Annotated in this window: 23 protein-coding genes; 20 read left to right on the forward strand and 3 right to left on the reverse strand. The window is 68.9% G+C overall.

Annotated features, from left to right (window positions below):
• Positions 1–44: 44 nt before the first annotated feature.
• Both CQY20_RS20740 and CQY20_RS20745 read right to left on the reverse strand, forming a co-directional pair.
• The gene (locus CQY20_RS20740) at positions 45–728 is read right to left on the reverse strand and encodes an LppM family (lipo)protein (RefSeq protein ID WP_165789282.1); all 684 of its coding nucleotides are present in this window, start codon (positions 726–728) and stop codon (positions 45–47) included.
• Between the two features lie 27 nt (positions 729–755).
• Complete coding sequence (locus tag CQY20_RS20745; RefSeq protein ID WP_163701547.1) at positions 756–1,364, reverse strand: GNAT family N-acetyltransferase; 609 nt, start codon at positions 1,362–1,364, stop codon at positions 756–758.
• Positions 1,365–1,598: 234 nt separating this feature from the next.
• Between CQY20_RS20745 and CQY20_RS20750 the strand changes: the two genes are divergently transcribed.
• The 20 genes from CQY20_RS20750 to CQY20_RS20845 all read left to right on the forward strand — a co-directional run bounded on the left by CQY20_RS20750 (position 1,599) and on the right by CQY20_RS20845 (position 23,014).
• Complete coding sequence (locus CQY20_RS20750) at positions 1,599–2,003, forward strand: SCO2097 family morphological protein (RefSeq protein ID WP_097941967.1); 405 nt, start codon at positions 1,599–1,601, stop codon at positions 2,001–2,003.
• Between the two features lie 261 nt (positions 2,004–2,264).
• Positions 2,265–2,696, forward strand: a complete 432-nt coding sequence (gene mraZ / locus CQY20_RS20755; RefSeq protein WP_097941968.1) for a division/cell wall cluster transcriptional repressor MraZ — start codon at positions 2,265–2,267, stop codon at positions 2,694–2,696.
• Between the two features lie 4 nt (positions 2,697–2,700).
• On the forward strand, positions 2,701–3,849 hold the full coding sequence (gene rsmH / locus CQY20_RS20760) for a 16S rRNA (cytosine(1402)-N(4))-methyltransferase RsmH (RefSeq protein WP_371871135.1): 1,149 nt from the start codon (positions 2,701–2,703) through the stop codon (positions 3,847–3,849).
• Positions 3,846–5,009, forward strand: a complete 1,164-nt coding sequence (gene ftsL / locus CQY20_RS20765; protein ID WP_097941970.1) for a cell division protein FtsL — start codon at positions 3,846–3,848, stop codon at positions 5,007–5,009. Before rsmH ends, ftsL begins: the two co-directional genes overlap by 4 nt.
• The gene (locus CQY20_RS20770) at positions 5,006–6,916 is read left to right on the forward strand and encodes a peptidoglycan D,D-transpeptidase FtsI family protein (protein ID WP_097941971.1); all 1,911 of its coding nucleotides are present in this window, start codon (positions 5,006–5,008) and stop codon (positions 6,914–6,916) included. The genes ftsL and CQY20_RS20770 overlap by 4 nt, the downstream gene beginning before the upstream one ends.
• A 52-nt stretch (positions 6,917–6,968) precedes the next feature.
• Positions 6,969–8,492 carry a UDP-N-acetylmuramoyl-L-alanyl-D-glutamate--2,6-diaminopimelate ligase gene (locus CQY20_RS20775; RefSeq protein WP_165789283.1) on the forward strand — a complete coding sequence of 508 codons (1,524 nt, stop codon included), beginning with the start codon at positions 6,969–6,971 and terminating at the stop codon, positions 8,490–8,492.
• On the forward strand, positions 8,489–9,970 hold the full coding sequence (locus tag CQY20_RS20780) for a UDP-N-acetylmuramoyl-tripeptide--D-alanyl-D-alanine ligase (RefSeq protein ID WP_097941973.1): 1,482 nt from the start codon (positions 8,489–8,491) through the stop codon (positions 9,968–9,970). The genes CQY20_RS20775 and CQY20_RS20780 overlap by 4 nt, the downstream gene beginning before the upstream one ends.
• A complete protein-coding gene (gene mraY, locus CQY20_RS20785; protein ID WP_097941974.1) occupies positions 9,967–11,046 on the forward strand; it encodes a phospho-N-acetylmuramoyl-pentapeptide-transferase in 1,080 nt (359 codons plus the stop codon). The genes CQY20_RS20780 and mraY overlap by 4 nt, the downstream gene beginning before the upstream one ends.
• Before the next feature lies 1 nt (position 11,047).
• On the forward strand, positions 11,048–12,517 hold the full coding sequence (gene murD / locus CQY20_RS20790; protein ID WP_097941975.1) for a UDP-N-acetylmuramoyl-L-alanine--D-glutamate ligase: 1,470 nt from the start codon (positions 11,048–11,050) through the stop codon (positions 12,515–12,517).
• A 5-nt stretch (positions 12,518–12,522) separates the two neighbouring features.
• Positions 12,523–14,037, forward strand: coding sequence for a putative lipid II flippase FtsW (gene ftsW / locus CQY20_RS20795; protein WP_097941976.1), 1,515 nt, complete (start codon positions 12,523–12,525; stop codon positions 14,035–14,037).
• Positions 14,013–15,164, forward strand: a complete 1,152-nt coding sequence (gene murG / locus CQY20_RS20800) for an undecaprenyldiphospho-muramoylpentapeptide beta-N-acetylglucosaminyltransferase (RefSeq protein ID WP_097941994.1) — start codon at positions 14,013–14,015, stop codon at positions 15,162–15,164. Before ftsW ends, murG begins: the two co-directional genes overlap by 25 nt.
• Positions 15,161–16,627, forward strand: coding sequence for a UDP-N-acetylmuramate--L-alanine ligase (murC, locus tag CQY20_RS20805; RefSeq protein WP_163701544.1), 1,467 nt, complete (start codon positions 15,161–15,163; stop codon positions 16,625–16,627). The genes murG and murC overlap by 4 nt, the downstream gene beginning before the upstream one ends.
• On the forward strand, positions 16,624–17,595 hold the full coding sequence (locus tag CQY20_RS20810) for a cell division protein FtsQ/DivIB (RefSeq protein ID WP_165789284.1): 972 nt from the start codon (positions 16,624–16,626) through the stop codon (positions 17,593–17,595). Before murC ends, CQY20_RS20810 begins: the two co-directional genes overlap by 4 nt.
• A gap of 221 nt (positions 17,596–17,816) precedes the next feature.
• Positions 17,817–18,977 (forward strand): cell division protein FtsZ, encoded by a 1,161-nt coding sequence (gene ftsZ / locus CQY20_RS20815; protein ID WP_097941977.1) that lies wholly within the window; start codon positions 17,817–17,819, stop codon positions 18,975–18,977.
• 51 nt (positions 18,978–19,028) lie between these two features.
• A complete protein-coding gene (pgeF, locus tag CQY20_RS20820) occupies positions 19,029–19,766 on the forward strand; it encodes a peptidoglycan editing factor PgeF (RefSeq protein WP_174814785.1) in 738 nt (245 codons plus the stop codon).
• A complete protein-coding gene (locus CQY20_RS20825) occupies positions 19,766–20,515 on the forward strand; it encodes a YggS family pyridoxal phosphate-dependent enzyme (RefSeq protein WP_097941979.1) in 750 nt (249 codons plus the stop codon). Before pgeF ends, CQY20_RS20825 begins: the two co-directional genes overlap by 1 nt.
• Before the next feature lie 58 nt (positions 20,516–20,573).
• Complete coding sequence (locus CQY20_RS20830) at positions 20,574–21,182, forward strand: cell division protein SepF (protein ID WP_097941980.1); 609 nt, start codon at positions 20,574–20,576, stop codon at positions 21,180–21,182.
• Positions 21,183–21,292: 110 nt separating this feature from the next.
• The gene (locus CQY20_RS20835; RefSeq protein WP_097941981.1) at positions 21,293–21,583 is read left to right on the forward strand and encodes a YggT family protein; all 291 of its coding nucleotides are present in this window, start codon (positions 21,293–21,295) and stop codon (positions 21,581–21,583) included.
• A gap of 181 nt (positions 21,584–21,764) precedes the next feature.
• Positions 21,765–22,574: a DivIVA-like cell division protein Wag31 gene (gene wag31 / locus CQY20_RS20840; protein WP_097941982.1), complete on the forward strand. Its 810-nt coding sequence runs from the start codon at positions 21,765–21,767 to the stop codon at positions 22,572–22,574.
• A gap of 41 nt (positions 22,575–22,615) precedes the next feature.
• Positions 22,616–23,014, forward strand: a complete 399-nt coding sequence (locus tag CQY20_RS20845) for a hypothetical protein (protein ID WP_097941983.1) — start codon at positions 22,616–22,618, stop codon at positions 23,012–23,014.
• Here CQY20_RS20845 and CQY20_RS20850 read toward each other — a convergent pair whose 3' ends face one another.
• Complete coding sequence (locus CQY20_RS20850; protein WP_097941984.1) at positions 23,015–23,692, reverse strand: phosphoribosyltransferase; 678 nt, start codon at positions 23,690–23,692, stop codon at positions 23,015–23,017. It lies immediately after the preceding gene.
• Positions 23,693–23,732 lie beyond the last annotated feature (40 nt).

A 23,732-nucleotide genomic window follows, 5' to 3' on the forward strand; every position in this document is an offset into this window, starting at 1 on the left:
GCCATCGAATTTCTAGCAAGTCTTGCGTCGGCTGGAGGCGGCGCTCAGTCCTGGCTCGAGCTGCCGGGGTGGACGAAGCGGGGGGACTGGTCGCGGTTCACCCACGCCAGCGCGGCGAGGATTCCGGCCACCAAAAACGACGCCAACCCGAGCCAGATCGCCGCGGTGGTGAACGAGCGCGCGCTCGGATCGGTGTAGCGCGCCTGGGCCGACATCGTGCTGACCACACCGGGCTTGAGCCGCCACTCGACGACTTCAGCCGACACCTGGTCGCCGTTGGTGGAGGTCACCTCGCCGGGGAACGAAACCGAAAGCGACACATCGGCTTCCGGGTCGGTCAGCGACGTCAGATCAACGCGGCCGTCGAGGATCACCAGATCGCCCGCCCGCCGCAGGGAAAGGTCGACACCCGCGGCGTCGCGGTTCATGTTGGCCAGCTGGGGCAGCTCGGCGAAGGTCAGATCGGAGAACACCGCTTGCGAGCCGACGTAGTCGTCGCGGTTGTAGTCCGACACCGCCACCTTGTTGCTGAACGGCAGGTTGTTGAGCAGTTGCGGACCCTTGTCGTCGGGGCCGCGTGGTTTGGCGGCGGCGACGATCTGTCCAGACACCCGGTCGTCGGGGGAGACGGTGATGCTGGCCCGAACGCGCACGCAGCCGACGGCCGACGGCAGGATCAGCACGAGCAACACGATCGCCAGCAGGCGGATGCGGCGGCGGCGAGTCACGAGGTCATATCGTGCCAGATCCGGCGGCTAAAGCGGCAGTGACCGGCCCAGGATCGCGAACGCGCGGGGATCGCCCGCGAAGTGGTAGCCGCGGATGATGTCGCAGAAGCCCAGCCTGCGGTAGAGCCGCCAGGCCCGATTGGACTCGCCGTTGATCTCCGGCGTTGACAGCAGCACATGGGCCTCGGACCGGCCCGCCAACAACCTGCGGGCCAGCGCCTCGCCGAGGCCACGGCCCTGGGCGCGGGGATGGATGTGCAGTTCGGTCAGCTCGAAGTAACTCGACATCAGTTCAGCGATCCGCGAGCGGTCGGTTCCTACCCGCTGCAGGCCCGCCACGACCTGCTGCTGCCACCACTGGTCTGGCGCGCCGCAGTACCCGTAGGCGACGCCGATGATCGGGGCGCAAGTCAGCTCGGCGGTGGTCACTTGACGCGGTTCGTCGAGCCGGGAGTCGGCGACCTCGACCGCGGCTACCGCCTTCCACCCGGCCCTGCGGGTGTGCTCGAGCCACATCGACGCCCGCTGGTCCTCGGTGCCGCGCGGGTAGCGCATCGCGTCGACATAGACGGCGAGTGCGTCGGGGAGCCGGCGCGCCATGTCGCTTGGCGACAGATCGATGAGAAATGTCGCCACCTCGCCCCCATCCTTTCTCACGTCTCGTAGCCGATTGTGTCGGGGAGCCAGTGCCATTATCGGCATGGCTGGGCCGACGGTCACCAACGCGGTGTAGGTCATACAATCAGGGGTGCGAACTAGGTGGTACGGCTCAGATTCACCTCGTATCATTACTGTTAGGTGTCCGCAAAAGCGGGCATAACTGGCTATAACTGGCGTTGAAGAACACTGACGGGCGGCAAGGAGGGACGCATGCCACTCTCCGATCATGAGCAGCGCATGCTCGATCAGATCGAGAGCGCGCTCTACGCCGAGGATCCCAAGTTCGCCTCGAGTGTGCGTGGCGGCGGTTTGCGCGCGCCGTCGGCCCGTCGTCGCCTGCAAGGCGCGGCCCTGTTTGTGATCGGTCTGGCGATGCTGGTGTGCGGCGTGGCCTTCAAGGCCACCATGATCGGCAGCTTCCCGATCCTGTCCGTTTTCGGCTTCCTGGTGATGTTCGGCGGTGTGGTGTACGCCATAACCGGACCGCGGATGGTCGGTGGCCGTGACCGGTCCGTCGCCGAGCCGGGTGGGCCTCGCTCCAAGCGCGGCAAGGGGTCCGGCGGATCGTTCACCAGTCGTATGGAAGATCGATTCCGGCGGCGTTTCGACGAATAACGCGCCAATAACGATGGGGTAGCCGAATCGGCTGCCCCATTTTTTGTGCCCACACACGCCCCACTTCGCCCCACAGACCTTTGATCTGGGCTTTTCGCGCGCTCCTTGGCGTTGTGGTGGGGCGTGCCGCCTGTGTTCGACCCGGATCGTGGGGAAATAGGGCCGACATTTGCTGTTGGTTGGCGCGAAGTGGGGGAGAGTGGGGTAAAGTGGCGGACGTTGGAGCGACCGGGGCTCCTTCGCACGGCGGGAGGTGACGAGATGTTTCTTGGCACCTACACGCCGAAGCTCGACGACAAGGGGCGGCTGACGCTGCCCGCCAAGTTCCGCGACGCGCTGGCAGGGGGATTGATGGTCACCAAAAGCCAAGACCACAGCCTCGCCGTCTACCCGCGCGCCGAATTCGAGGCACTGGCCAGGCGTGCATCAGGGGCGTCTCGAAGCAATCCCGAGGCGCGGGCGTTTCTGCGCAATCTGGCCGCCGCAACCGACGAACAGCATCCCGACAGCCAGGGCCGGATCACCTTGTCGGCCGACCACCGCCGCTACGCGAACCTTTCGAAGGACTGCGTGGTGATCGGCGCGGTCGACTACTTGGAGATCTGGGACGCCCAGGCCTGGCGGGAGTACCAAGAGACGCACGAAGAGAACTTCTCCGCGGCCAGCGATGAAACTCTGCGCGACATCATCTGATTCGGTGGCTGACCGTGCATCGCGGCCTCTGTCCGAGCCGGCCCTGGCGTACTTCCCCAACGCCAGGTCCGCGCGCTCGGACAGAGACCCCGGTGCAGGGTGTGGAGGTTTCGGAGGGCTTGCGATGGCTGGCACATCGGGGCCGGGCCCTGGCGCCCACGGCCACATCCCGGTCCTGCTCGACCGCTGCGTCGAACTGCTCACCCCGGCGCTGACCCGAAACAGCGCCGACGGTTCGGGCGCCGTGCTGGTCGACGCCACGCTGGGTGCGGGCGGACACGCCGAGCGGTTTCTCTCCGAGCTACCCGGGCTGCGGCTGATCGGCCTGGATCGCGACCCTGACGCACTGTGGATCGCGGGCGAGCGGCTGGCCCCGTTCGCCGACCGTGTCCTGCTGATCCGTACCCGGTTCGACGGGCTCGACGACGCGCTTGCCAAATCCGGTTATTGGGCAACGGGTTCCGAACGGCCGCAGGTCGACGGCATCCTGTTCGACCTTGGCGTGTCATCGATGCAGCTGGACCGCTCCGAGCGCGGGTTCTCCTACGCCGCCGACGCTCCGCTGGACATGCGGATGGATCCCGACGCGGACCTGACGGCCGCCGACGTCGTCAACACCTACGACGAGAAAACGCTGACCCGCATCCTGCGGGAGTTCGGCGAGGAGCGGTTCGCGGGGCGGATCGCCAAGCAGATCGTCCGCAGGCGCGCCCGTAAGCCGTTCGCGCGCACCGGCGACCTGGTCGAGTTGCTCTACGAAGCCATCCCGGCGCCGGCCCGCCGCACGGGCGGGCACCCGGCCAAGCGGACGTTTCAGGCGCTGCGGGTGGCGGTCAACGGCGAGCTCGACGCGCTGCGCGACGTGCTTCCTGCGGCGTTGGCGGCGCTGAAGCCCGGCGGACGCATCGTGGTGATGTCCTACCAGTCCCTGGAGGACCGCATCGTCAAGAACGTGTTCAGCGCCGCGACGGCGTCACGAACTCCGCCCGGCCTGCCCGTCGAATTGCCCGGCCACGAACCGGAATTCGTGAGCCTGACACGTGGTGCGGAGAAGGCCGGGCCCGCCGAAATCGAAACCAACCCGCGCAGCGCGTCCGTGCGGCTTCGGGCGCTGGAGAAGGTTGCCGCAAATCCAGGAGGGGAGCTCTCATGAAGGCCAAGCGACCCACCGCCGTGCGCGGCGCTGACGATCGCAGGCGCACCACGCCGCGTCAAGCCGCCAGAGGCGGGGGACGCCGGTCGCCCGATGCGGTGCCGCGGCGGGGACGCCCTCGTCCCCCGGAAACCGGGCCGATCACCCGCCCGCAGATCAAGCCGGTCCGGCCGAAGAACGCCAGCCAGGCCAAGGCCCGGGCGAAGGCACGAAAAGCCAAGGCTCCGAAGGTTGTTCGGCCACCGCTCAAGGAGCGGCTGATTGCCCGGATCTCGCAGATCGAGCTCAACCCGCGCGCCCTGGTTTCCAGGGTGCCGTTCGTCGTACTGGTCATCGGATCGCTCGGGCTAGGACTCGGCGTGACGCTGTGGCTGTCGACGGACGCCGCAGAGCGGTCGTATCAGCTGGGCCACGCCAAGGAAGTGAACGAGGCGCTGATGCAGCAGAAGGAGGCTCTGGAACGCGACGTGCTCGAGGCGCAGGCCGCGCCGGCGCTGGCCGAGTCGGCCCGCGAACTGGGGATGATCCCGTCGCGCGACACGGCGCACCTGGTCCAGGACCCGGCCGGAAACTGGGTCGTCGTCGGCACACCCAAACCTGCGGAAGGGGTTCCCCCGCCGCCGCTGAACACACCGATTCCCGACGAGACGCCCGCGCCGCCGCCGCCTCCGGCGCCGACGGCCACTCGCCGCGCCCCATCGGCGCCGGTGGTCGAGCCCCGCGAAATGGTGGTGCGGCTGCCGGGGCACACCCAGTCGACAGCGCCGACGGCACAGGCCGCGCCCACACCCAATGCCTCCAATGCGCCCGCGGCACCCGCTCCGGCGCCGGATGCGGCGCAGGCACCGCTCCCGGATGCGGCCGCCGTCCCGGTTCCCGATGCGGCGCACGCGCCTGCGCCGATGCCGCTGCCGGAAAGCGCTCCGCCCGCCCCCGAGCAGCCGACCGCGCTCGGACCCGCCGCACCGCCTGCGCCTGTCGCACCGCCTGCGCCTGTCGCACCGCCCGCGGCCGATCCACTGGCCGGGCTGCTGCCCGGGCCGCCGCCCGAACCGGTTCCCGCGCCCGCGCCGGCGCCGGCGCCCGATCCATTCGCCGGGTTCCTGCCCGGCCCACCGCCAGGTCCGGTCACCGACACCGTCCCCGGCGTTGCGGCATGAGTCGCGCCAAGGACAAGGGGCGCAAGACGCCGGAAACGCGGCCCGCGCAGGGCAGGTCGGCTCGCGCCCGACGCACTCGTGAGGTGGCCGCCGACACCGGTCTGCGCAGCGCGTCGTTCGTGTTCCGGCACCGAGCGGGCAACGCTGTCATCTTCCTGGTGCTGATCGTGGCCACAGCGCAGCTGTTCAATCTGCAGGTACCCCGCGCCGCCGGATTGCGCGCAGAGGCGGCGGGTCAGCTCAAGGTCACCGACGTCGAGAAAGCGGTGCGCGGCAGCATCATCGACCGCAACAACGACAAGCTCGCGTTCACCATCGAGGCGCGTGCGCTCACCTTCCAGCCGACAAAGATCCGCAAGCAGTTGGCCGAGGCGAAGGAGAAGTCCGCCGACGCCCCCGATCCCGACACCCGGCTGCGCGAGATCGCCGCCGAGGTGGCCAAGCGGCTGAACAACAAGCCCGACGCCAAGACGGTGCTCAAGAAGCTGAGGAGTAACGAGACGTTCGTCTACCTGGCGCGGGCCGTGGATCCCGCTATCGCCGAGGCGATTTCGAAGAAGTTCCCGGAAGTCGGATCGGAGCGCCAAGACCTGCGGCAGTATCCGGGCGGCTCGCTGGCGGCCAACATCGTCGGCGGAATCGACTGGGACGGACACGGGCTGCTCGGCCTCGAGGATGCGATGGACGCGACACTCGCGGGCACCGACGGGTCGGTCACCTACGACCGCGGCTCCGACGGCGTGGTGATCCCCGGCAGTTACCGCAACCGGCACGCCGCCGTCGACGGCTCCACCGTGCAGCTGACCATCGACGACGACATCCAGTTCTACGTCCAGCAGCAGGTGCAGCTGGCCAAGGACGCCTCGGGCGCCGAGAATGTGTCTGCGGTGGTGCTGGACGCGAAGACCGCTGAGGTGCTGGCGATGTCGAACGACAACACGTTCGACCCAAGCCAGGATCTCGGCCGTCAGGGCCACAAGCAACTGGGCAATCCGGCGGTGTCGTCCCCGTTCGAACCCGGCTCGGTCAACAAAATCGTCACCGCTGCATCGGTGATCGAGTACGGCCTGTCCCACCCCGACGAGGTGCTGCAGGTGCCCGGCTCCATCCACATGGGCGGCGTGACCGTCGGCGACGCATGGGAGCACGGCGTGATGCCCTACACCACGACCGGCATCTTCGGGAAGTCCTCCAACGTCGGCACCCTGATGCTCGCGCAGCGCCTCGGCCCAGAGCGCTTCTTCGAGATGCTCAAAAAGTTCGGTCTCGGCCAGCGCACCAATGTGGGTCTGCCCGGCGAAAGCGCGGGGCTGGTGCCGCCGATCGACCAGTGGTCGGGCAGCACCTTCTCCAATTTGCCGATCGGGCAGGGTCTTTCGATGACGCTGCTGCAGATGGCCGGCATGTATCAGGCGATCGCCAACGACGGAATGCGGATTCCGCCGCGCGTCGTGAAGGCCACCATCGCACCCGACGGCACCCGAACCGAGGAGCCGCGCCCGGAGGGCGTGCGGGTGGTGTCCCCGGAGACCGCCAAGACCGTGCGCAACATGCTGCGCGCGACCGTGCAGCGTGACCCGATGGGCTACCAGCAGGGCACCGGCCCGCAGGCCGCGGTCGACGGGTACCAGATCTCCGGAAAGACCGGCACCGCACAGAAGATCAACCCGGCCTGCGGCTGCTACTACAGCGACGTCTACTGGATCACGTTCGCCGGCATGGTGACCGCCGACGACCCGCGTTATGTCATCGGCATCATGGCCGACAACCCGCATCGCACCGCCGACGGCCAGCCCGGCACCTCGATGGCGCCGCTGTTCCACAACATCGCAAGCTGGTTGTTGCAGCGCGAGAACGTGCCGCTGTCACCCGACCCGGGTCCGCCGCTGACCCTGCAGGCCACCTGACCCGGCTCACCGCGGCAGGGCCGGCCGCTGCGGCCGGTACTGTGTCATGGCCATGAAGCTGCGTCCCTCGCACCCCGCCGGCCAGGCGCTCGGAGCCTTGGCCCATCGGGTGGGCGCCGTCATTCGACCTGTTGAGCAGGGCCGCGAGATCGTCGTCACCGGAGTCACGCTGCGCAGCCAGGACGTCGTGCCCGGCGACCTGTTCGCTGCGCTCCCCGGCGCGTCGGCACACGGCGGCCGCTACGCCGCCGATGCCGTCCGACGCGGTGCGGTGGCGGTGCTCACCGACTCCGACGGCCTGTCGCATCTCGGCGACGACAGTTCGGTGCCCGTGCTGGTCTGCCGCGACCCGCGCGCCGTGCTGGGTGAAGTCGCCGCCACCGTGTACGGCAACCCGTCGCGGCGGCTGCGCGTGATCGGGGTGACAGGGACGTCGGGCAAGACCACGACGACGTATCTGATGGAGGCCGGGCTGCGGGCCGCCGACCGGGTCGCGGGCCTGGTCGGCACCGTCGGCATCCGGATCGCGGGCGAGGACCTGCCCAGCATGCTGACCACCCCGGAAGCGCCCGACCTGCAGGCGCTGCTGGCATTGATGGCCGAACGCGGAACCGACACCGTGGTGATGGAGGTGTCCAGCCACGCGCTGAGCCTCGGCCGGGTCGACGGGGTGCGGTTCGCCGTCGGCGGTTTCACCAACCTGTCTCGCGACCACCTCGACTTCCACCCGACGATGGAGGACTACTTCGACGCCAAGGCCCGGCTGTTTGCGCCTGGATCACCAACGGCGGCAGACAAATCCATCATCTGCATCGACGACGACGCCGGCCGCGCGATGGCCGAACTCGCGCCCAGGCCGATCACAGTCAGCGCAACCGGTCGCGACGCCGACTGGCGCGTCGAGGACGTCCGCGCCGTCGAACGCGGCGCGCAGGAGTTCTACGCCGTCGACCCCGCGGGCGTGCACCACGGGTTGCGCATCCCGCTGCCCGGCCGCTACAACGTCGCGAACTGCCTGCTGGCCGCCGCGTTGCTGGACGCCGTCGACGTGTCGCCCGAACAGGCCGCACCCGGGTTCCGGAATGCGCGTGTACCGGGCCGGCTGGAGCCCGTCGACCGCGGCCAGGACTTCCTCGCGCTCGTCGACTACGCGCACAAACCCGGCGCGCTGCGCGCCGTGCTGGAAACGCTGCGCGCGCAGACCACCGGCCGGGTCGCGGTGGTGTTCGGCGCGGGCGGCAACCGCGACCCCGGTAAACGCGGCCCGATGGGCAAGGTGGCCGCCGAACTGGCCGACCTGGTGGTGGTGACCGACGACAACCCGCGCGACGAGGATCCCGCCGAGATCCGGGCCGCGATCGTCGCCGGCGCGGCAGGCGGGCGCGGTCAGGTCGTCGAGATCGGCGATCGCCGTGCGGCCATCGACCACGCCGTCGGGTGGGCCCGCGCCGGAGACGTCGTGCTGGTCGCGGGCAAGGGCCACGAGGCAGGCCAGACCGCCCACGGGCAGACCCGGCCGTTCGACGACCGCGACGAGTTGGCCCGCTCCATCGACGCATCGGGCTTCCGCACGTGATCGCGCTGAGCCTGGCCCAGATCGCCGAGATCGTCGGCGGCGAACTCGCCGACATCTCCGCCGAGGACGCCGCCGTCACCCGGGTCACCGGAACGGTCGAATTCGACTCCCGCGCTGTGACTGCCGGTGGCCTCTTCATCGCGTTGCCCGGCGCCCGTTCCGACGGCCACGACTTCGCCGAAGCCGCGGTGGCCGCGGGTGCGGTCGGGGTGCTGGCCGCCCGGCCGGTCGGGGTGCCCGCGGTCGTCGTCGCACCCCGCGTCGCGGAGGGCACCGACACCGCCGCGAGCGTGCTGGAACACGACACCGACGGGTCCGGCGCGGCGGTGCTGGCCGCGCTGGCCCGGCTGGCCGCGGCGGTGGCCGCCGAACTCGTCGCAGGCGGGCTGACGATCGTCGGCATCACCGGCTCGTCGGGCAAGACCTCCACCAAGGACCTCGTGGCCGCGGTGCTGGCGCCGCTTGGCGAGGTCGTCGCCCCGCCGGGGTCGTTCAACAACGAGCTGGGCCTTCCGTGGACGGTGCTGCAAGCCACCGAGGACACCGACTATCTGGTGCTGGAGATGTCGGCGCGGCATCCGGGCAACATCGCCGCGCTCGCCCGGATCGCGCCGCCCTCGATCGCGGTCGTGCTCAACGTCGGCACCGCACACCTCGGCGAGTTCGGTTCCCGCGAAGCCATCGCGCAAACCAAAGCCGAACTCCCGCAAGCAGTTTCGTCTTCGGGAGTGGTGATCCTCAACGTCGACGACGACGCCGTGGCCGCGATGGCACAGCAGACGACGGCCCGCGTGGTGCGAGTGTCGCGCGAAGCGGAAGCCGACGTGTGGGCGGGCCTGGTGACCCTGGACGCCGAGGCGCGCCCGCGGTTCACGCTGCACGCGGCCGGCGTCGAGACCGATGTGACGCTGGCGGTGCACGGCGAGCACCAGGTCTCCAACGCGCTGTGCGCGGCCGCTGTCGCGCTCGAGTGCGGCGCGACCGGCGACCAGGTGGCGTCGGCGCTCGCGGAGGCCGGGCCGGCGTCGCGACACCGCATGCACGTCACCACCCGCGCCGACGGCGTCACCGTCATCGACGACGCCTACAACGCCAACCCGGACTCGATGCTGGCTGGCCTGAAGTCGCTGGCCTGGATGGCGCGGCAGGGCGGCGAGACGCGGCGCAGCTGGGCGGTGCTCGGGGAGATGGCCGAGCTGGGCGAGGACGCGATATCGGAGCATGACCGCATCGGCCGGTTGGCGGTGCGCTTAGATGTCAGTCGACTCGTCGTCGTGGGAACCGGGAGAACGATGAGCGCCATGCACCACGGCGCCGTCATGGAAGGTTCGTGGGGAGGAGAGGCCACCATGGTCGCGGACGCTGACGCCGCGCTGGCGCTGTTGCAGGCCGAACTGCGTCCGGGAGACGTCGTGCTCGTCAAGGCCAGCAACGCGGCGGGGTTGGGCAGGCTGGCCGAGGCGTTGGTCGCCTCATGAGGCAGATCCTCATCGCCGTCGGTATCGCGCTGGCGGTGTCGATTCTGCTGACGCCCGCGCTGATCCAGCTGTTCACCCGGCAGGGCTTCGGCCATGAGATACGCGAAGACGGTCCGCCCAGCCACCACAAGAAGCGCGGCACCCCGTCCATGGGTGGCGTCGCGATCCTGGCAGGCATCTGGGCCGGGTATCTGGGCACCCACCTGGTCGGCGTGGTGATAGACGGCAAGGGCCCCTCGGCGTCGGGCCTTCTGGTGCTGGGCTTGGCGACCGCGCTGGGCGCCGTCGGCTTCATCGATGACCTGATCAAGATTCGCCGGTCGCGCAACCTCGGCCTGAACAAGACCGCCAAGACCGTCGGCCAGCTGCTGGCCGCGGTCATCTTCGGCGTCATGGCGCTGGGCTTCCGCAACGGCGACGGCCTCACACCGGGCAGCGCCCAGCTGTCCTACGTGCGCGAAATCGCCACGGTCACACTGGCTCCCGCGGTCTTCGTGCTGTTCTGCATCCTGATCATCTACGCCTGGTCGAACGCGGTGAACTTCACCGACGGGCTGGACGGGCTGGCCGCGGGCGCCATGGCGATGGTCTGCGCGGCCTACGTGCTGATCACGTTCTGGCAGTTCCGCAACGCCTGCGCCACCGCGCCTGGCGTCGGCTGCTACAACGTGCGCGACCCGCTGGACCTGGCCCTGATCGCCGCCGCCACGGCGGGCGCATGCGTCGGCTTCCTGTGGTGGAACGCCGCGCCGGCCAAGATCTTCATGGGTGACACCGGTTCGCTGGCGCTCGGCGGCATCATCGCCGGGCTCTCGGTGCTCAGCCGCACCGAGATGCTCGCGGTGGTGATCGGTGCGCTGTTCGTCGCCGAGGTCACCTCAGTCGTCGTGCAGATCCTCGCGTTCCGCACCACCGGGCGTCGAGTGTTCCGGATGGCGCCGTTCCACCACCACTTCGAGCTGGTCGGCTGGGCCGAAACCACGGTGATCATCCGCTTCTGGCTGTTGACCGCGATCGCGTGCGGGCTCGGCGTCGCGCTCTTCTACAGCGAGTGGCTCGCCACCGTCGGAGCCTGACGTGGCGCGCCATGCCGTAGCGCCGCTCGCCCCGGGCACCCGTGTCCTGGTGACCGGCGCGGGCATTACCGGTCGCTCGGTCAGCGCGGCCCTCGAGCCGACCGGGGTGCGGCTGACCATCTGCGACGACGACCCGCTCGCACTGCAGCGGCTGGTCACTCCGGCATCGGTCGTCACCACCGACGAGGCCGTTGCCACCATCGCCGACTACGCCCTTGTCATCACCAGCCCCGGATTCCCGCCCACCGCACCGGTTTTGGCCGCCGCAGCCGCCGCGGGCGTGCCGATCTGGGGTGACGTCGAACTGGCGTGGCGGCTCGATCAGGCCGGATGGTTCGGCGCACCGAAGCGCTGGCTCGTGGTCACCGGCACCAACGGCAAGACGACGACCACGTCGATGCTGCACGCCATGCTCGTGGCGGCCGGGCGGAACGCGCTTTTGTGCGGCAACATCGGCAACCCGGTGATCGACATGCTCGCCGAACCGGCCGAACTGCTCGCCGTCGAGCTGTCGAGTTTCCAACTGCACTGGGCGCCGTCGCTGCGGCCCGAGGCGGGAGCGGTGCTCAACGTCGCCGAAGACCACCTCGACTGGCACGGCTCGATGGAGGCCTACGCGAGCGACAAGGCCCGCGCGCTCGACGGCCGGGTCGCCGTCGCCGGCCTCGACGACCCGGTCGCGGCCGGACTGCTCGCCCGCGCGCAGGCGCCGGTGCGGGTGGGCTTCCGGCTCGGCGAACCGGCAGCAGGCGAATTGGGCGTCCGCGACGGCGCCCTCGTCGACCGCGCCTTCAGTGCGCTCGACGACGGTCTCGTACTCGCCGACACCGCCGCGCTACCGGTGCCCGGGCCCATCGGCATCCTCAACTCGCTGGCCGCCGCCGCGCTGGCCCGCGCGGTCGACGTGCCCGCCGAGGCTGTCGCCGCCGCGCTGAGCTCGTTTCATATCGGCAGGCACCGCGCCGAGGTGGTTGCCGAGGTCGACGGCGTGACCTACGTCGACGACTCCAAGGCGACCAACCCGCACGCCGCGCTCGCCTCGATCGCCGGCTACCCGCGGGTGGTGTGGATCGCCGGCGGTCTGCTCAAAGGCGCATCGGTCGACGATCTCGTCGCGAAAGCGGCGAACCGCCTGGTGGCAGCGGTGTTGATCGGCCGCGACCGGGCACAGGTTGCCAATGCGTTATCGCGACACGCCCCGAATGTCCCCATCGTCGAGGTTGTGACGGGGGAGGATTTTGGGGTGCCTGAGAGAACTGAGTCAGATGTGACATCTGTGACTCGAGTGGTCGAGGTGGCCGAGACGGCGACGGCCGGCAGCGTGATGGCCGCCGTGGTCGCCGCCGCCCGCCGGCTGGCCCGCCCAGGCGACACGGTCTTGCTGGCCCCCGCGGGTGCGTCCTTCGACCAATTCAGCGGCTACGCCGAACGCGGGGACGCCTTCGCGGACGCCGTGCGCAGCGCCAGGTAACCGCCATGAGCAACGTCCTGACCCGGCTGCGACTGCGCCGGCGCGGCGCCTCCGTGGACGCGACGCCCGCCGAGGCGGCGACCACCGTCGTCCCACGCACCCGGTTCGGCGCCTGGCTGGGCCGGCCGATGACGTCGTTTCACCTCATCATCGCCGTCGCCGCGCTGCTGACCACGCTGGGCCTGATCATGGTGCTCTCGGCGTCGGGCGTGCACTCCTACGACGCGGACGGCTCGCCGTGGGTGATCTTCGGCAAGCAGCTGATCTGGACGCTGGTCGGGTTGTTCGCGTTCTACGGCGCGATGCGCATGCGGGTGCACACCATGCGCAAGCTGGCGTTCAGCGGCTTCGCGATCACGATCGTGCTGCTGGTGTTGGTGTTGATCCCGGGAATCGGCAAGGAGGCCAACGGTTCTCGCGGTTGGTTCGTCGTCGGCCCGCTGTCCATGCAACCGTCGGAACTGGCCAAGATCGCGTTCGCGATCTGGGGTGCGCACCTGCTGGCCGCCCGCCGAATGGAGCGGGCCTCACTGCGCGAGATGCTGATCCCGCTGGTGCCCGCTGCCGTGGTCGCGCTGGGGCTCATCGTCGCGCAGCCCGACCTCGGCCAGACGGTGTCGCTGGGCATCATCCTGCTGGCCCTGCTGTGGTACGCCGGCCTGCCGCTGCGGGTGTTCTTGTCCTCGCTGTTCGCGGTCATGGTGTCGGCGGCGATATTGGCGGTGTCGGAGGGCTACCGCTCAGACCGCGTGATGAGCTGGCTGAACCCGACTGCAGATCTGCAGGGGTCCGGCTACCAGGCCAAACAAGCCCGTTACGCGCTGGCCAACGGCGGCATCTTCGGCGACGGCCTCGGCCAGGGCACCGCCAAGTGGAATTACCTGCCCAACGCGCACAACGACTTCATCTTCGCGATCATCGGCGAGGAGCTCGGCTTCATCGGCGCGGCGGGCCTGCTGTGCCTGTTCGGCCTGTTCGCCTACACCGGCATGCGGATCGCGCGCCGGTCGGCCGACCCGTTCCTGCGGCTGCTCACCGCGACCGCCACGATGTGGGTGCTCGGCCAGGTGTTCATCAACGTCGGCTACGTCATCGGCCTGCTCCCCGTGACGGGGTTGCAGCTGCCGCTCATCTCGGCGGGCGGAACATCAACGGCGACAACACTTCTCATCATCGGCGTGATCGCGAATGCCGCCAGGCACGAACCCGAGGCGGTGGCCGCGCTGCGCGCGGGACGCGACGACAGGGTGAACAAACTGCTGCGACTGCCGCTGCCGGAGCCGTATGTGCCGACCCGCACCGAGGCGGTTCGCGACCGGCTGCGGTCCCGCAAGGACAAGCCGGCCGCCAAGGCGCCGCGCAAACCAGCCAGAGACAACAGGCGCAAACCCCATACGGCCGATCGGCCGGTGCGGCGCTCAAGGCATCATGGAGGCGACCAGCGGAGGGGCAGACGCTCCGCAGGACAGCGTCACCAGGGCCGACGGGCTCGCACATTGGAAGGTCAACGTCACGGGTGAATGGGCCGTTATCCGTAGTTCTCGCAGGCGGTGGGACGGCAGGCCATGTCGAGCCGGCCATGGCCGTCGCCGACGCGCTCACCGCGCTGGAGCCCGATGTGCGGATCACCGCGCTGGGCACCCACCGCGGGCTGGAGACCAGGCTGGTACCCGAGCGCGGTTACGACCTTGAGCTCATCACGCCGGTGCCGCTGCCCCGCAAACTGACCGCCGACCTGTTGCGGCTGCCGGTGCGGGTCCGCCGCGCCGTGAAGGAGACCCGCGCGGTGCTCGACACCGTCGACGCCGACGTCATCATCGGGTTCGGCGGCTACGTCGCGGTGCCCGCCTACCTCGCCGCACGCGGCGGTCCGCTGCGCCGTCGCCGCGTGCCGGTCGTGGTGCACGAGGCCAACGCCAGCGCGGGCTGGGCCAACAAGCTCGGGGCCCGCTCGGCACGCCGGGTGCTGTCGGCGGTCGCCGAACCCGGCCTGCCGCGCGCCGAGGTGGTCGGCGTGCCCGTGCGCGAGGCCATCACCTCGCTCGACCGCACGGCGCTGCGCGGCAAGGCCCGCGCCCACTTCGGCTTCGCCGACGACGCGAAGGTGCTGTTGGTGTTCGGCGGATCCCAGGGCGCGCAGTCGATCAACCGCGCAGTGGCTGCTGCGGCCAAAGATCTTGCCGCCGCCGGTATTTCGGTGCTGCACGCCTACGGCCGCAAGAACACGCTCGATCTGCCCGAGCCCACCGACGGCGACCCGCCCTATGTCGCGGTGCCCTACCTCGACCGGATGGATCTCGCTTACGCCGCAGCCGATTTGGCGATCTGCCGATCCGGCGCGATGACTGTCGCGGAGGTGTCGGCCGTCGGACTGCCCGCGGTGTACGTCCCGCTGCCGATCGGCAACGGCGAACAACGGCTCAACGCGCTGCCGGTGGTCAACCAGGGCGGCGGCCTCGTCGTCGACGACGCCGACCTCACGCCCAAGTTCGTCGCCGACACGGTGGCCGGACTGTTGGCCGACGACCGTCGGCTGACGGCCATGACGGCGGCCGCGGCCATGGCGGGCCATCCCGACGCCGCGCGGAAAGTCGCCGAGGTCGCCATCGAGGTGGCCCGCAACAACAGTCGAAAGTCGCGCCCGTGAACTCGAATCCGCTGCCCGCCGAACTCATGCGGGTGCACATGGTCGGCATCGGCGGAGCGGGCATGTCCGGCGTCGCCCGCATCCTGCTCGACCGCGGCGGGCTGGTGTCGGGCTCGGACGCCAAGGAGTCGCGCAACGTCGCGGCGCTGCGGGCGCGCGGCGCGGTGATCCGCATCGGCCACGACGAGTCGTCGCTGGACCTGTTGCCGGGCGGGCCGACCGCGGTGGTGTCCACCCACGCCGCGATCCCCAAGACCAATCCCGAGCTCGTCGAGGCGCGGCGTCGCGGCATTCCGGTGATCATGCGGCCGGTGGTGCTGGCCAAGCTGATGACCGGCTACACCACGCTGATGGTGACGGGCACACACGGCAAGACGACGACCACGTCGATGCTCATCGTGGCGTTGCAGCACAGCGGATTCGACCCCTCCTTCGCCGTGGGCGGTGACCTCGGCGAGGCCGGCACCAACGCTCATCACGGCAGCGGCGGGTGCTTCGTCGCCGAAGCCGACGAAAGCGACGGCTCGCTGCTGGAATACCGGCCGAACATCGCGGTGGTGACCAACATCGAAGCCGACCATCTCGACTTCTTCGGCAGCGCAGAGGCTTACGGCGCGGTGTTCGACGACTTCGTCGAGCGGCTTGCGCCCGGCGGCGCGCTGGTGGTGTGCACCGACGACCCTGGCGCGGCCGCGCTGGCCGAACGCACTGCGGCCCTTGGCATCAGGGTATTGCGCTACGGCAGCCAGGATCGGCCGGACCTGGTGGGCCGGTTGGTGAGCTGGGAGCAGCAGAACACCGGTGCGGTCGCCCACATTCAGTTGGCGGGGGAGAGGCATCCGCGGGTGATGCGGATGGCGGTGCCCGGCAGGCACATGGCACTGAACGCGTTGGGCGCGTTGCTCGCGGCGATGGAAGTGGGCGCCCCCGCCGAGAACGTGCTTGACGGGTTGGCCGGATTCGAAGGCGTGCGGCGCCGTTTCGAACTGGTCGGCACCGCGCACGGGGTACGGGTGTTCGACGACTACGCCCACCATCCGACCGAGGTGCGCGCGACGTTGGGCGCGGTGCGCACGGTTACCGAGCAGAGCGGCCGCGGCCGGGCCGTCGTCGTGTTCCAGCCCCACTTATATTCCCGCACAGCGGCTTTCGCGCGGGACTTCGGCAGCGCGCTGGACGCAGCCGACGAGGTGTTCGTGCTCGACGTGTACGCCGCGCGCGAGCAGCCGATGGCGGGCATCAGCGGGGCGACGATCGCCCAGCACGTCACCAAGCCGGTGCACTACGAGCCCGACTTCTCCGCTGTCGCCGAGCGGGTGGCCAACGCGGTGCACTACGGCGACGTGGTCGTCACGATGGGCGCAGGCGACGTCACCATGCTGGGGCCCGAGATCGTCACGGCCCTTGCCGCGCGCGCGAATCGTTCTGGTCCGCTTCGTGATCCGGGGGCCGACGGGAAGTGACCGAGCCGGAGGACGTCAAGGAGGTGACGGCCGAGTCGGACACGACGGCCGAACCCGAGGCGACGGCCGAACCCGAGGCGACCGCCGAACCCGAGGCCGGGACGGAGCCGTCGCCGGAGCCGTCACCCGAGCCACCGCCCGAGAACCCCGAGTTCGAGGGCCCGCGCCGGCGTGCCCGCCGGGAACGAGAACTGCGCCGCCAGGCACAGGCCCGCGCCAGGGCGATCGAGCAGGCCCGCCGCGAAGCCAAGCGGCGTGCGCTGGGCAAGACCGCTGACAACACGAAACCTCAAGCGCGCGCGGCAGTTCGGGGCCTGAAGGTGATGGTGTGGACGGTTCTTCTCGCCGTCTTGTTCGTCGGGCTCGGCCTGCTGCTGTACTTCACGCCGATCATGTCGGTGCGCAGCGTCGTGATCACCGGCCTCGGCGCGGTGACCGAAGAGGAGGTCACCCAGGCGGCCGCCGTCAAAGACGGCACGCCGCTGCTGCAGGTCCGCACCGATGCGGTCGCCGAGCGGGTGGCCACCATCCGCCGGGTCGCCAGCGCCAGGGTGCAGCGGGAGTACCCGTCGACGCTGCGGATCACGATCGTCGAACGCGTCCCGGTGGTGGTGAAGGACTATCCGGACGGCGCGCACCTGTTCGACCGCGACGGTGTGGATTTCGCTACCGCACCGCCGCCGCCCAACCTGCCCTATCTGGAGACCGACAACCCCGGCCCGAGCGATCCGCCGACCAAGGCCGCGCTCGAGGTGATGACGGCGCTGCGCCCCGAGGTGGCCGCACAGGTCGCGCGGGTGTCGGCGCCATCGGTCGCGGCGGTCACGCTGACGCTGGTCGACGGCAGGGAAGTGGTGTGGGGCACCACCGACCGCACAGAGGAGAAGGCGCAGAAGCTGGCGGCGCTGCTGACCCAGCCGGGCCATGTCTACGACGTGTCCAGCCCCGATTTGCCGACGGTCAAGTAAGCACCGTCACGCTGAATCGCCCGAAATTCCCGGCATTGCTGTCGGCGCGCCTGCATGGATAGTGCTTGACCTCGCCCTACCGTTCTGTTTGCGCGGAACAACTTGACATAACTATGAACCTCTGGTTGAGGTTGAGGGTTTGCTCAGGGGATCCGTGCGCCGATAGGCAACCAGGGAGGAAAGGCGACGCTGATGATCGCTTGCGCGAAGAAGGGACAGCGATGACCCCCCCGCACAACTACCTCGCCGTCATCAAAGTGGTCGGCATCGGCGGCGGCGGCGTCAACGCCGTCAACCGGATGATCGAGCAGGGCCTCAAAGGTGTGGAGTTCATCGCGATCAACACCGACGCGCAGGCGCTGTTGATGAGCGATGCCGACGTCAAGCTCGACGTCGGGCGCGACTCCACCAGGGGCCTGGGCGCAGGCGCCGATCCCGAGGTTGGGCGCAAGGCCGCCGAGGACGCCAAGGACGACATCGAGGAGCTGCTGCGCGGCGCCGACATGGTGTTCGTGACCGCGGGCGAGGGCGGCGGCACCGGTACCGGCGGCGCACCCGTCGTCGCCACCATCGCCAGGAAGCTCGGCGCGCTCACGGTCGGCGTGGTGACCAGGCCGTTCTCGTTCGAAGGCAAGCGCCGCAGCAACCAGGCCGAGGCAGGCATAACCGCGCTGCGGGAAAGCTGCGACACACTGATCGTCATCCCCAACGACCGGCTGCTGCAGATGGGCGACGCCGCCGTCTCGCTGATGGATGCGTTCCGCAGCGCCGACGAGGTGCTGCTCAACGGCGTGCAGGGCATCACCGACCTGATCACCACGCCCGGCCTGATCAACGTCGACTTCGCCGACGTCAAGGGCATCATGTCCGGCGCGGGCACGGCGCTGATGGGCATCGGGTCGGCCCGCGGTGACGGCAGGGCGCTGAAGGCCGCCGAGATCGCCATCAACTCACCGCTTCTCGAGGCGTCGATGGAAGGCGCCCAGGGCGTGCTGATGTCCATCGCGGGCGGCAGCGATCTGGGCCTGTTCGAGATCAACGAGGCGGCCTCGCTGGTGCAGGACGCCGCGCACCCCGAAGCCAACATCATCTTCGGCACCGTGATCGACGACTCGCTCGGCGACGAGGTGCGGGTGACGGTGATCGCGGCAGGGTTCGACGCGACCGGCCCCAGCCGCAAGCCCGTCGTCGGTGCCGGCCAGTCGACCCAGTCCGGGCAATCGGGGCAGTCGATCGCGCCGGGGAAGGCGGGCAAGGTCACCTCGTCGCTGTTCGAACCGGCCGACGCCGCCAGCGTTTCGGTGCACACCAACGGGGCGACGGTCAGCATCGGCGGTGACGATGACGACGACGTCGACGTGCCGCCCTTCATGCGGCACTGACCCGCGCGGCCCCTTGCGGTCCTCGCGCGCGCGGCCCCGGATACTGGGGTGGTGAGTGTTCGGGTTCGGCGCGTGACGACGACCCGCGCCCGCGGAGTGTCTGCGCCGCCGTTCGACACGTTCAATCTCGGCGACCACGTCGGTGACGATCCGGCGGCCGTCGCGGCCAACCGCAAGAGGCTGGCGACGACCATCGGATTGGGCACCGAGGCGGTGGTGTGGATGAACCAGGTGCACGGCGACCATATCGTCCGCGTTGATGAACCGGTCGCGTCTGCCGTCGACGAGACCGACGGATTGGTGACCACCACACCGCGTTTGGCATTGGCTGTCGTCACCGCCGATTGTGTTCCGGTTTTAATGGCCGACGCGCGCGCCGGGGTGGTGGCCGCCGTGCACGCCGGACGGGTCGGGGCGGCCAAAGGCGTCGTGCGGCGCGCGGTCGAGGCGATGTGCGACGCAGGCGCGCACGTCGAGGACATCTCCGTGCTGCTCGGCCCTGCCGTCAGCGGTCGCAACTACGAGGTGCCCGCCGCGATGGCCGACGAGGTGGAAGCCGTCCTGCCCGGCAGTAGGACCACTACGTCGCGCGGCACTCCCGGACTTGACCTGCGAGCCGGAATCGCAAGGCAGCTAATAGATTTGGGCGTCACCGCCATCGACGCCGACCCACGTTGCACGGTCGACGACCGCAGTCTGTTCAGTCACCGTCGCGACGCGCCGACAGGCCGGATGGCCTCTCTGGTGTGGATGGATCCAACCCCGATGAGCGTAGGCGGGAGGAGGTGATGAACCCGGTGACGACCGCGAGGGAAGCCGAGTTGGCCGAGAACCTGGCGCGGCTGCGCGAACGTCTGGCACGCGCCGCGCAAGCCGCCGGCCGAAAAAGTGACGAAATTGAATTACTACCGATAACAAAATTCTTCCCAGCAACCGATGTCGTTATTTTGTCGCAATTAGGTTGTGATGCTTTTGGTGAATCTCGCGAACAAGAAGCGGCGGCGAAAGTGGCCGAATGCAATTCGTTGAAACTCGCTCGGCCTATTCGCTGGCATATGGTCGGCCGGATTCAACGGAACAAAGCTCGCTCGATCGCGACCTGGGCGCACACCGCGCACTCGGTGGACAGCGCCAAGCTGATCGCCGCGCTGGACCGGGCCGCGCAGCGGGCGCTGACCGAGGGCGAGCGCTTTCAACCGCTGCGGGTCTATGTACAACTCAGCCTCGACGGCGATCCGCAACGTAGTGGGGTCGACATCGGCAACCCGGACCTGGTCGACGAGGTCTGCGGTCTGGCGGATTCCGCGCAGGCGCTGGAGTTCATCGGTCTGATGGGGATTCCGCCGCTGGGCGCCGACGCTGAGGAGTGCTTCGCACGGCTGGCGGAGGAACGTCAGCGGGTGCAGAAGAGCTACCAGCAACCCCTTGGACTGTCCGCGGGCATGTCCAGCGACCTGGAATGGGCCGTCAAACACGGGTCGACATGTGTGCGTGTCGGAACCGCGCTATTGGGGCAACGTCCTCTAACGTCTCCATGAGTAGTCACTCCAGTCACATCTTCATCACAGACACCAGATCCACCAGAAGGGTCCAGCGATGAGCACACTGCACAAGGTCAAGGCCTACTTCGGTATGGCGCCGATGGACGACTACGACGACGAGTACTACGAAGATGACGACCGTCCTGCGCGCGGCTATCCGCGCCGCGAGCGCTTCGCCGACGAAGGCTACAGCCGCTACGACGATCGCTACGAGGATGAGGAGATGGCTGGCGGCTTCCGCGGCGGCTATCCCGACGAGGGACGTTTCCGTCCTCGCGACTTCGACCGCCCCGCACCGAGGTTCGCTCCGCTGCGGGGCGCCACTCGCGGCGCGCTCGCCATGGACCCGCGGCGGATGGCGATGCTCTTCGACGAGAGCAGCCCGTTGTCGAAGATCACCACGCTGCGGCCCAAGGACTACAGCGAGGCCCGCACCATCGGCGAGCGGTTCCGCGACGGCACGCCGGTGATCATGGACCTGGTGTCGATGGACAACGCCGACGCCAAGCGGCTGGTCGACTTCGCCGCCGGCTTGGCGTTCGCGCTGCGCGGGTCGTTCGACAAGGTTGCCACGAAGGTGTTCCTGCTGTCGCCGGCCGACGTCGACGTCACGCCCGACGACCGCAGGCGCATCGCCGAAACCGGCTTCTACGCCTATCAGTAGGCGGTCCCGAGCCAGGGGACAGGTAGGCTGACGGCGTCACGCTGACCGGCCAACGGTCAGCGTCTGACGAAGTCTGTACGCAACGTCACACATCGGTGAGGTCGGCTCAGTTGGCCCTGTTCTTTGAGATTTTGGGTTTCGCGCTGTTCGTTTTTTGGCTATTGCTCATAGCCCGGGTGGTGGTCGAGTTCATCCGCTCGTTCAGCCGCGACTGGCATCCCAGGGGCGCGACCGTCGTCATCCTCGAGATCATCATGACGCTCACCGACCCCCCGGTGAAGCTGCTGCGACGCATCATTCCGCAGCTCACGATAGGGGCGATCCGGTTCGACCTGTCGATCATGGTGCTGCTGCTGGTGGCCTTCATCGGCATGCAACTCGCATTCAGTGCCGCGGCGTGACAACGTAGGGTGTGTGTTTGCCGGACACTGCAATTGGGCTTAAGAAGTTTGAATTTCGTTCTTAAATTCTGGCCTCCTATGCAACCGTAGGGTCTGGTGTGACAGGATGGACGCCAGTTACTCCACTGACGCTCTACACTTTGAAAACGATTGACGGTCCAGACCATCTAGGGGGCAGAAAATGCCGCTCACTCCAGCCGACGTCCACAACGTCGCGTTTAGTAAGCCACCCATCGGCAAGCGCGGCTACAACGAGGACGAGGTCGATGCCTTCCTCGATCTGGTCGAGAACGAGCTGACCCGACTCATCGAAGAGAACGCCGACCTACGTCAGCGGGTTTCGGAGCTGGACCAAGAGCTCGCCAACGCGCGAGCCAACGGCGGTGGCCAGTCGACGCAGGCGATTCCGCTGTATCAGCCCGAGCCCGAACCCGAGCCTGCTCCGCAGCCGGCGTACGAGGCGCCGCAGCCGGCGCCGGCTCCGCCGAGCGAGGATCAGCACCTCAAAGCGGCCCGCGTGTTGAGCCTGGCGCAGGACACCGCCGACCGGTTGACGACCACCGCGAAGGCGGAGTCGGAGAAGCTGCTCTCTGATGCGCGCGCCCAGGCCGATCAGATGATCAGCGAGGCGCGGGCCACCGCCGAGTCCACCGTGGCCGAAGCCCGGCAGCGGGCGGACGCCATGCTCGCCGATGCGCAGAGCCGTTCCGAGACCCAGCTGCGTCAGGCCCAGGAGAAGGCCGACGCGCTGCAGGCCGATGCCGAGCGCAAGCACTCCGAGATCATGGGCACGATCAACCAGCAGCGCACGGTGCTGGAAGGTCGGCTGGAACAACTGCGCACGTTCGAACGCGAATACCGCACCAGGCTCAAGACCTACCTGGAATCCCAGCTCGAGGAGCTCGGACAGCGCGGCTCGGCCGCGCCCGTCGACTCGAGCGCCAACAACGACGGCGGCGGGTTCAACCAGTTCAACCGCGGCAACAACTAGCCCCGGCAGACCCCGTAGCCTTGCGGCGAAGGGAGTGACCAATGCTGATTGTTGCCCTGGTGTTGGCCGTCATCGGCCTCGCGGCGCTGGTGACCGCGGTCGTGACGAGCAACGAACTGATCGCCTGGGTCTGTATCGCCGCAAGCGTCATCGGGGTCGTCCTGCTCATCGTCGATGCCGTGCGGGAACGCACCCGCGGCAGAACCGAATCCGAAACCGAGGCATTCGAGCCGACCGGGCGGGCCGACGAGGAATTCGACGCGGAGTACCCGGACGAGCCGCTGGAGTCCGACATCGACGCCGATTCTGAAACGACGGCGGTGCCAACGGAATCGACCGACACCGAAGCCACAGAGGTGTCAGATACCGCCGATTCCTCCGATGAAACCGAGGCGCACGAGGCCACCGAGGTCATCGAAGAAGACCGGAAAACCAGCTAGCTAGCGCGTCGGCTTGGCCAACAACTCACGGACTTCGTCGTCGGTGACCTGATGGAAGTCGGCATACACCTGGCCGACCGCCTCGAACCCCGGCGGCATGGTCGCGCACACCACGTCATCGGCTTCCTCGGCCAACTGCTCGCACGCCGAATGCGGGCCGACCGGAACAGCGACCACCACCTTCTTCGGCCGCGCGGCCCGCACCGCGCGCACCGCGGCGAGCATGCTGGCGCCGGTGGCGATCCCGTCGTCGACCAGGATCGCGACCTTGCCGGCGGGATCCGCGGGTGGCCGGTCACCGCGATACGCCTGCTCACGGCGGCGTAATTCCTCGGTCTCCCGGTCGATTGCGGCGTGCAGCGCCTGCTCGCTGATACCCAGACTCTTGATCAGGTGATCGTTGAGCACGAGGCCGCCGCCGCTGGCCAGCGCACCCATCGCGAGCTCTTCCCAGTGCGGAACGCCCAGCTTGCGGACCAGGAAGACATCCAGCGGCGCCCGCAGCGCCGCGGCAACCTCCCAGCCGACCGGCACGCCGCCGCGCGCCAATCCGAGAACCAGCAGGTCGTCTTGCCCTTGATAGGCCGCCAGCGCCTCAGCCAGGACTTGGCCGGCCTCGCGGCGGTCCCGAAAGGTTCGTCTCGCGCTGCGCCGGGCGAGTCCACTCCATCCGGTCATGAAATGTGTTTTCCCAATCAGGAGCACTTTTAGCCTACGA

The organism is Mycolicibacterium agri, assembly GCF_002553505.1.
GTDB lineage: Bacteria > Actinomycetota > Actinomycetes > Mycobacteriales > Mycobacteriaceae > Mycobacterium > Mycobacterium agri.

Coding starts and splice junctions, on each gene's coding strand:
- CQY20_RS20750 (WP_097941967.1), top strand. CDS start 1,599: ATGCCACTCTCCGATCATGAGCAGCGCATGCTCGATCAGATCGAGAGC.
- mraZ (WP_097941968.1), top strand. CDS start 2,265: ATGTTTCTTGGCACCTACACGCCGAAGCTCGACGACAAGGGGCGGCTG.
- ftsL (WP_097941970.1), top strand. CDS start 3,846: ATGAAGGCCAAGCGACCCACCGCCGTGCGCGGCGCTGACGATCGCAGG.
- CQY20_RS20770 (WP_097941971.1), top strand. CDS start 5,006: ATGAGTCGCGCCAAGGACAAGGGGCGCAAGACGCCGGAAACGCGGCCC.
- CQY20_RS20775 (WP_165789283.1), top strand. CDS start 6,969: ATGAAGCTGCGTCCCTCGCACCCCGCCGGCCAGGCGCTCGGAGCCTTG.
- mraY (WP_097941974.1), top strand. CDS start 9,967: ATGAGGCAGATCCTCATCGCCGTCGGTATCGCGCTGGCGGTGTCGATT.
- ftsW (WP_097941976.1), top strand. CDS start 12,523: ATGAGCAACGTCCTGACCCGGCTGCGACTGCGCCGGCGCGGCGCCTCC.
- ftsZ (WP_097941977.1), top strand. CDS start 17,817: ATGACCCCCCCGCACAACTACCTCGCCGTCATCAAAGTGGTCGGCATC.
- CQY20_RS20825 (WP_097941979.1), top strand. CDS start 19,766: ATGAACCCGGTGACGACCGCGAGGGAAGCCGAGTTGGCCGAGAACCTG.
- CQY20_RS20830 (WP_097941980.1), top strand. CDS start 20,574: ATGAGCACACTGCACAAGGTCAAGGCCTACTTCGGTATGGCGCCGATG.
- wag31 (WP_097941982.1), top strand. CDS start 21,765: ATGCCGCTCACTCCAGCCGACGTCCACAACGTCGCGTTTAGTAAGCCA.
- CQY20_RS20845 (WP_097941983.1), top strand. CDS start 22,616: ATGCTGATTGTTGCCCTGGTGTTGGCCGTCATCGGCCTCGCGGCGCTG.
- CQY20_RS20850 (WP_097941984.1), bottom strand. CDS start 23,692: ATGACCGGATGGAGTGGACTCGCCCGGCGCAGCGCGAGACGAACCTTT.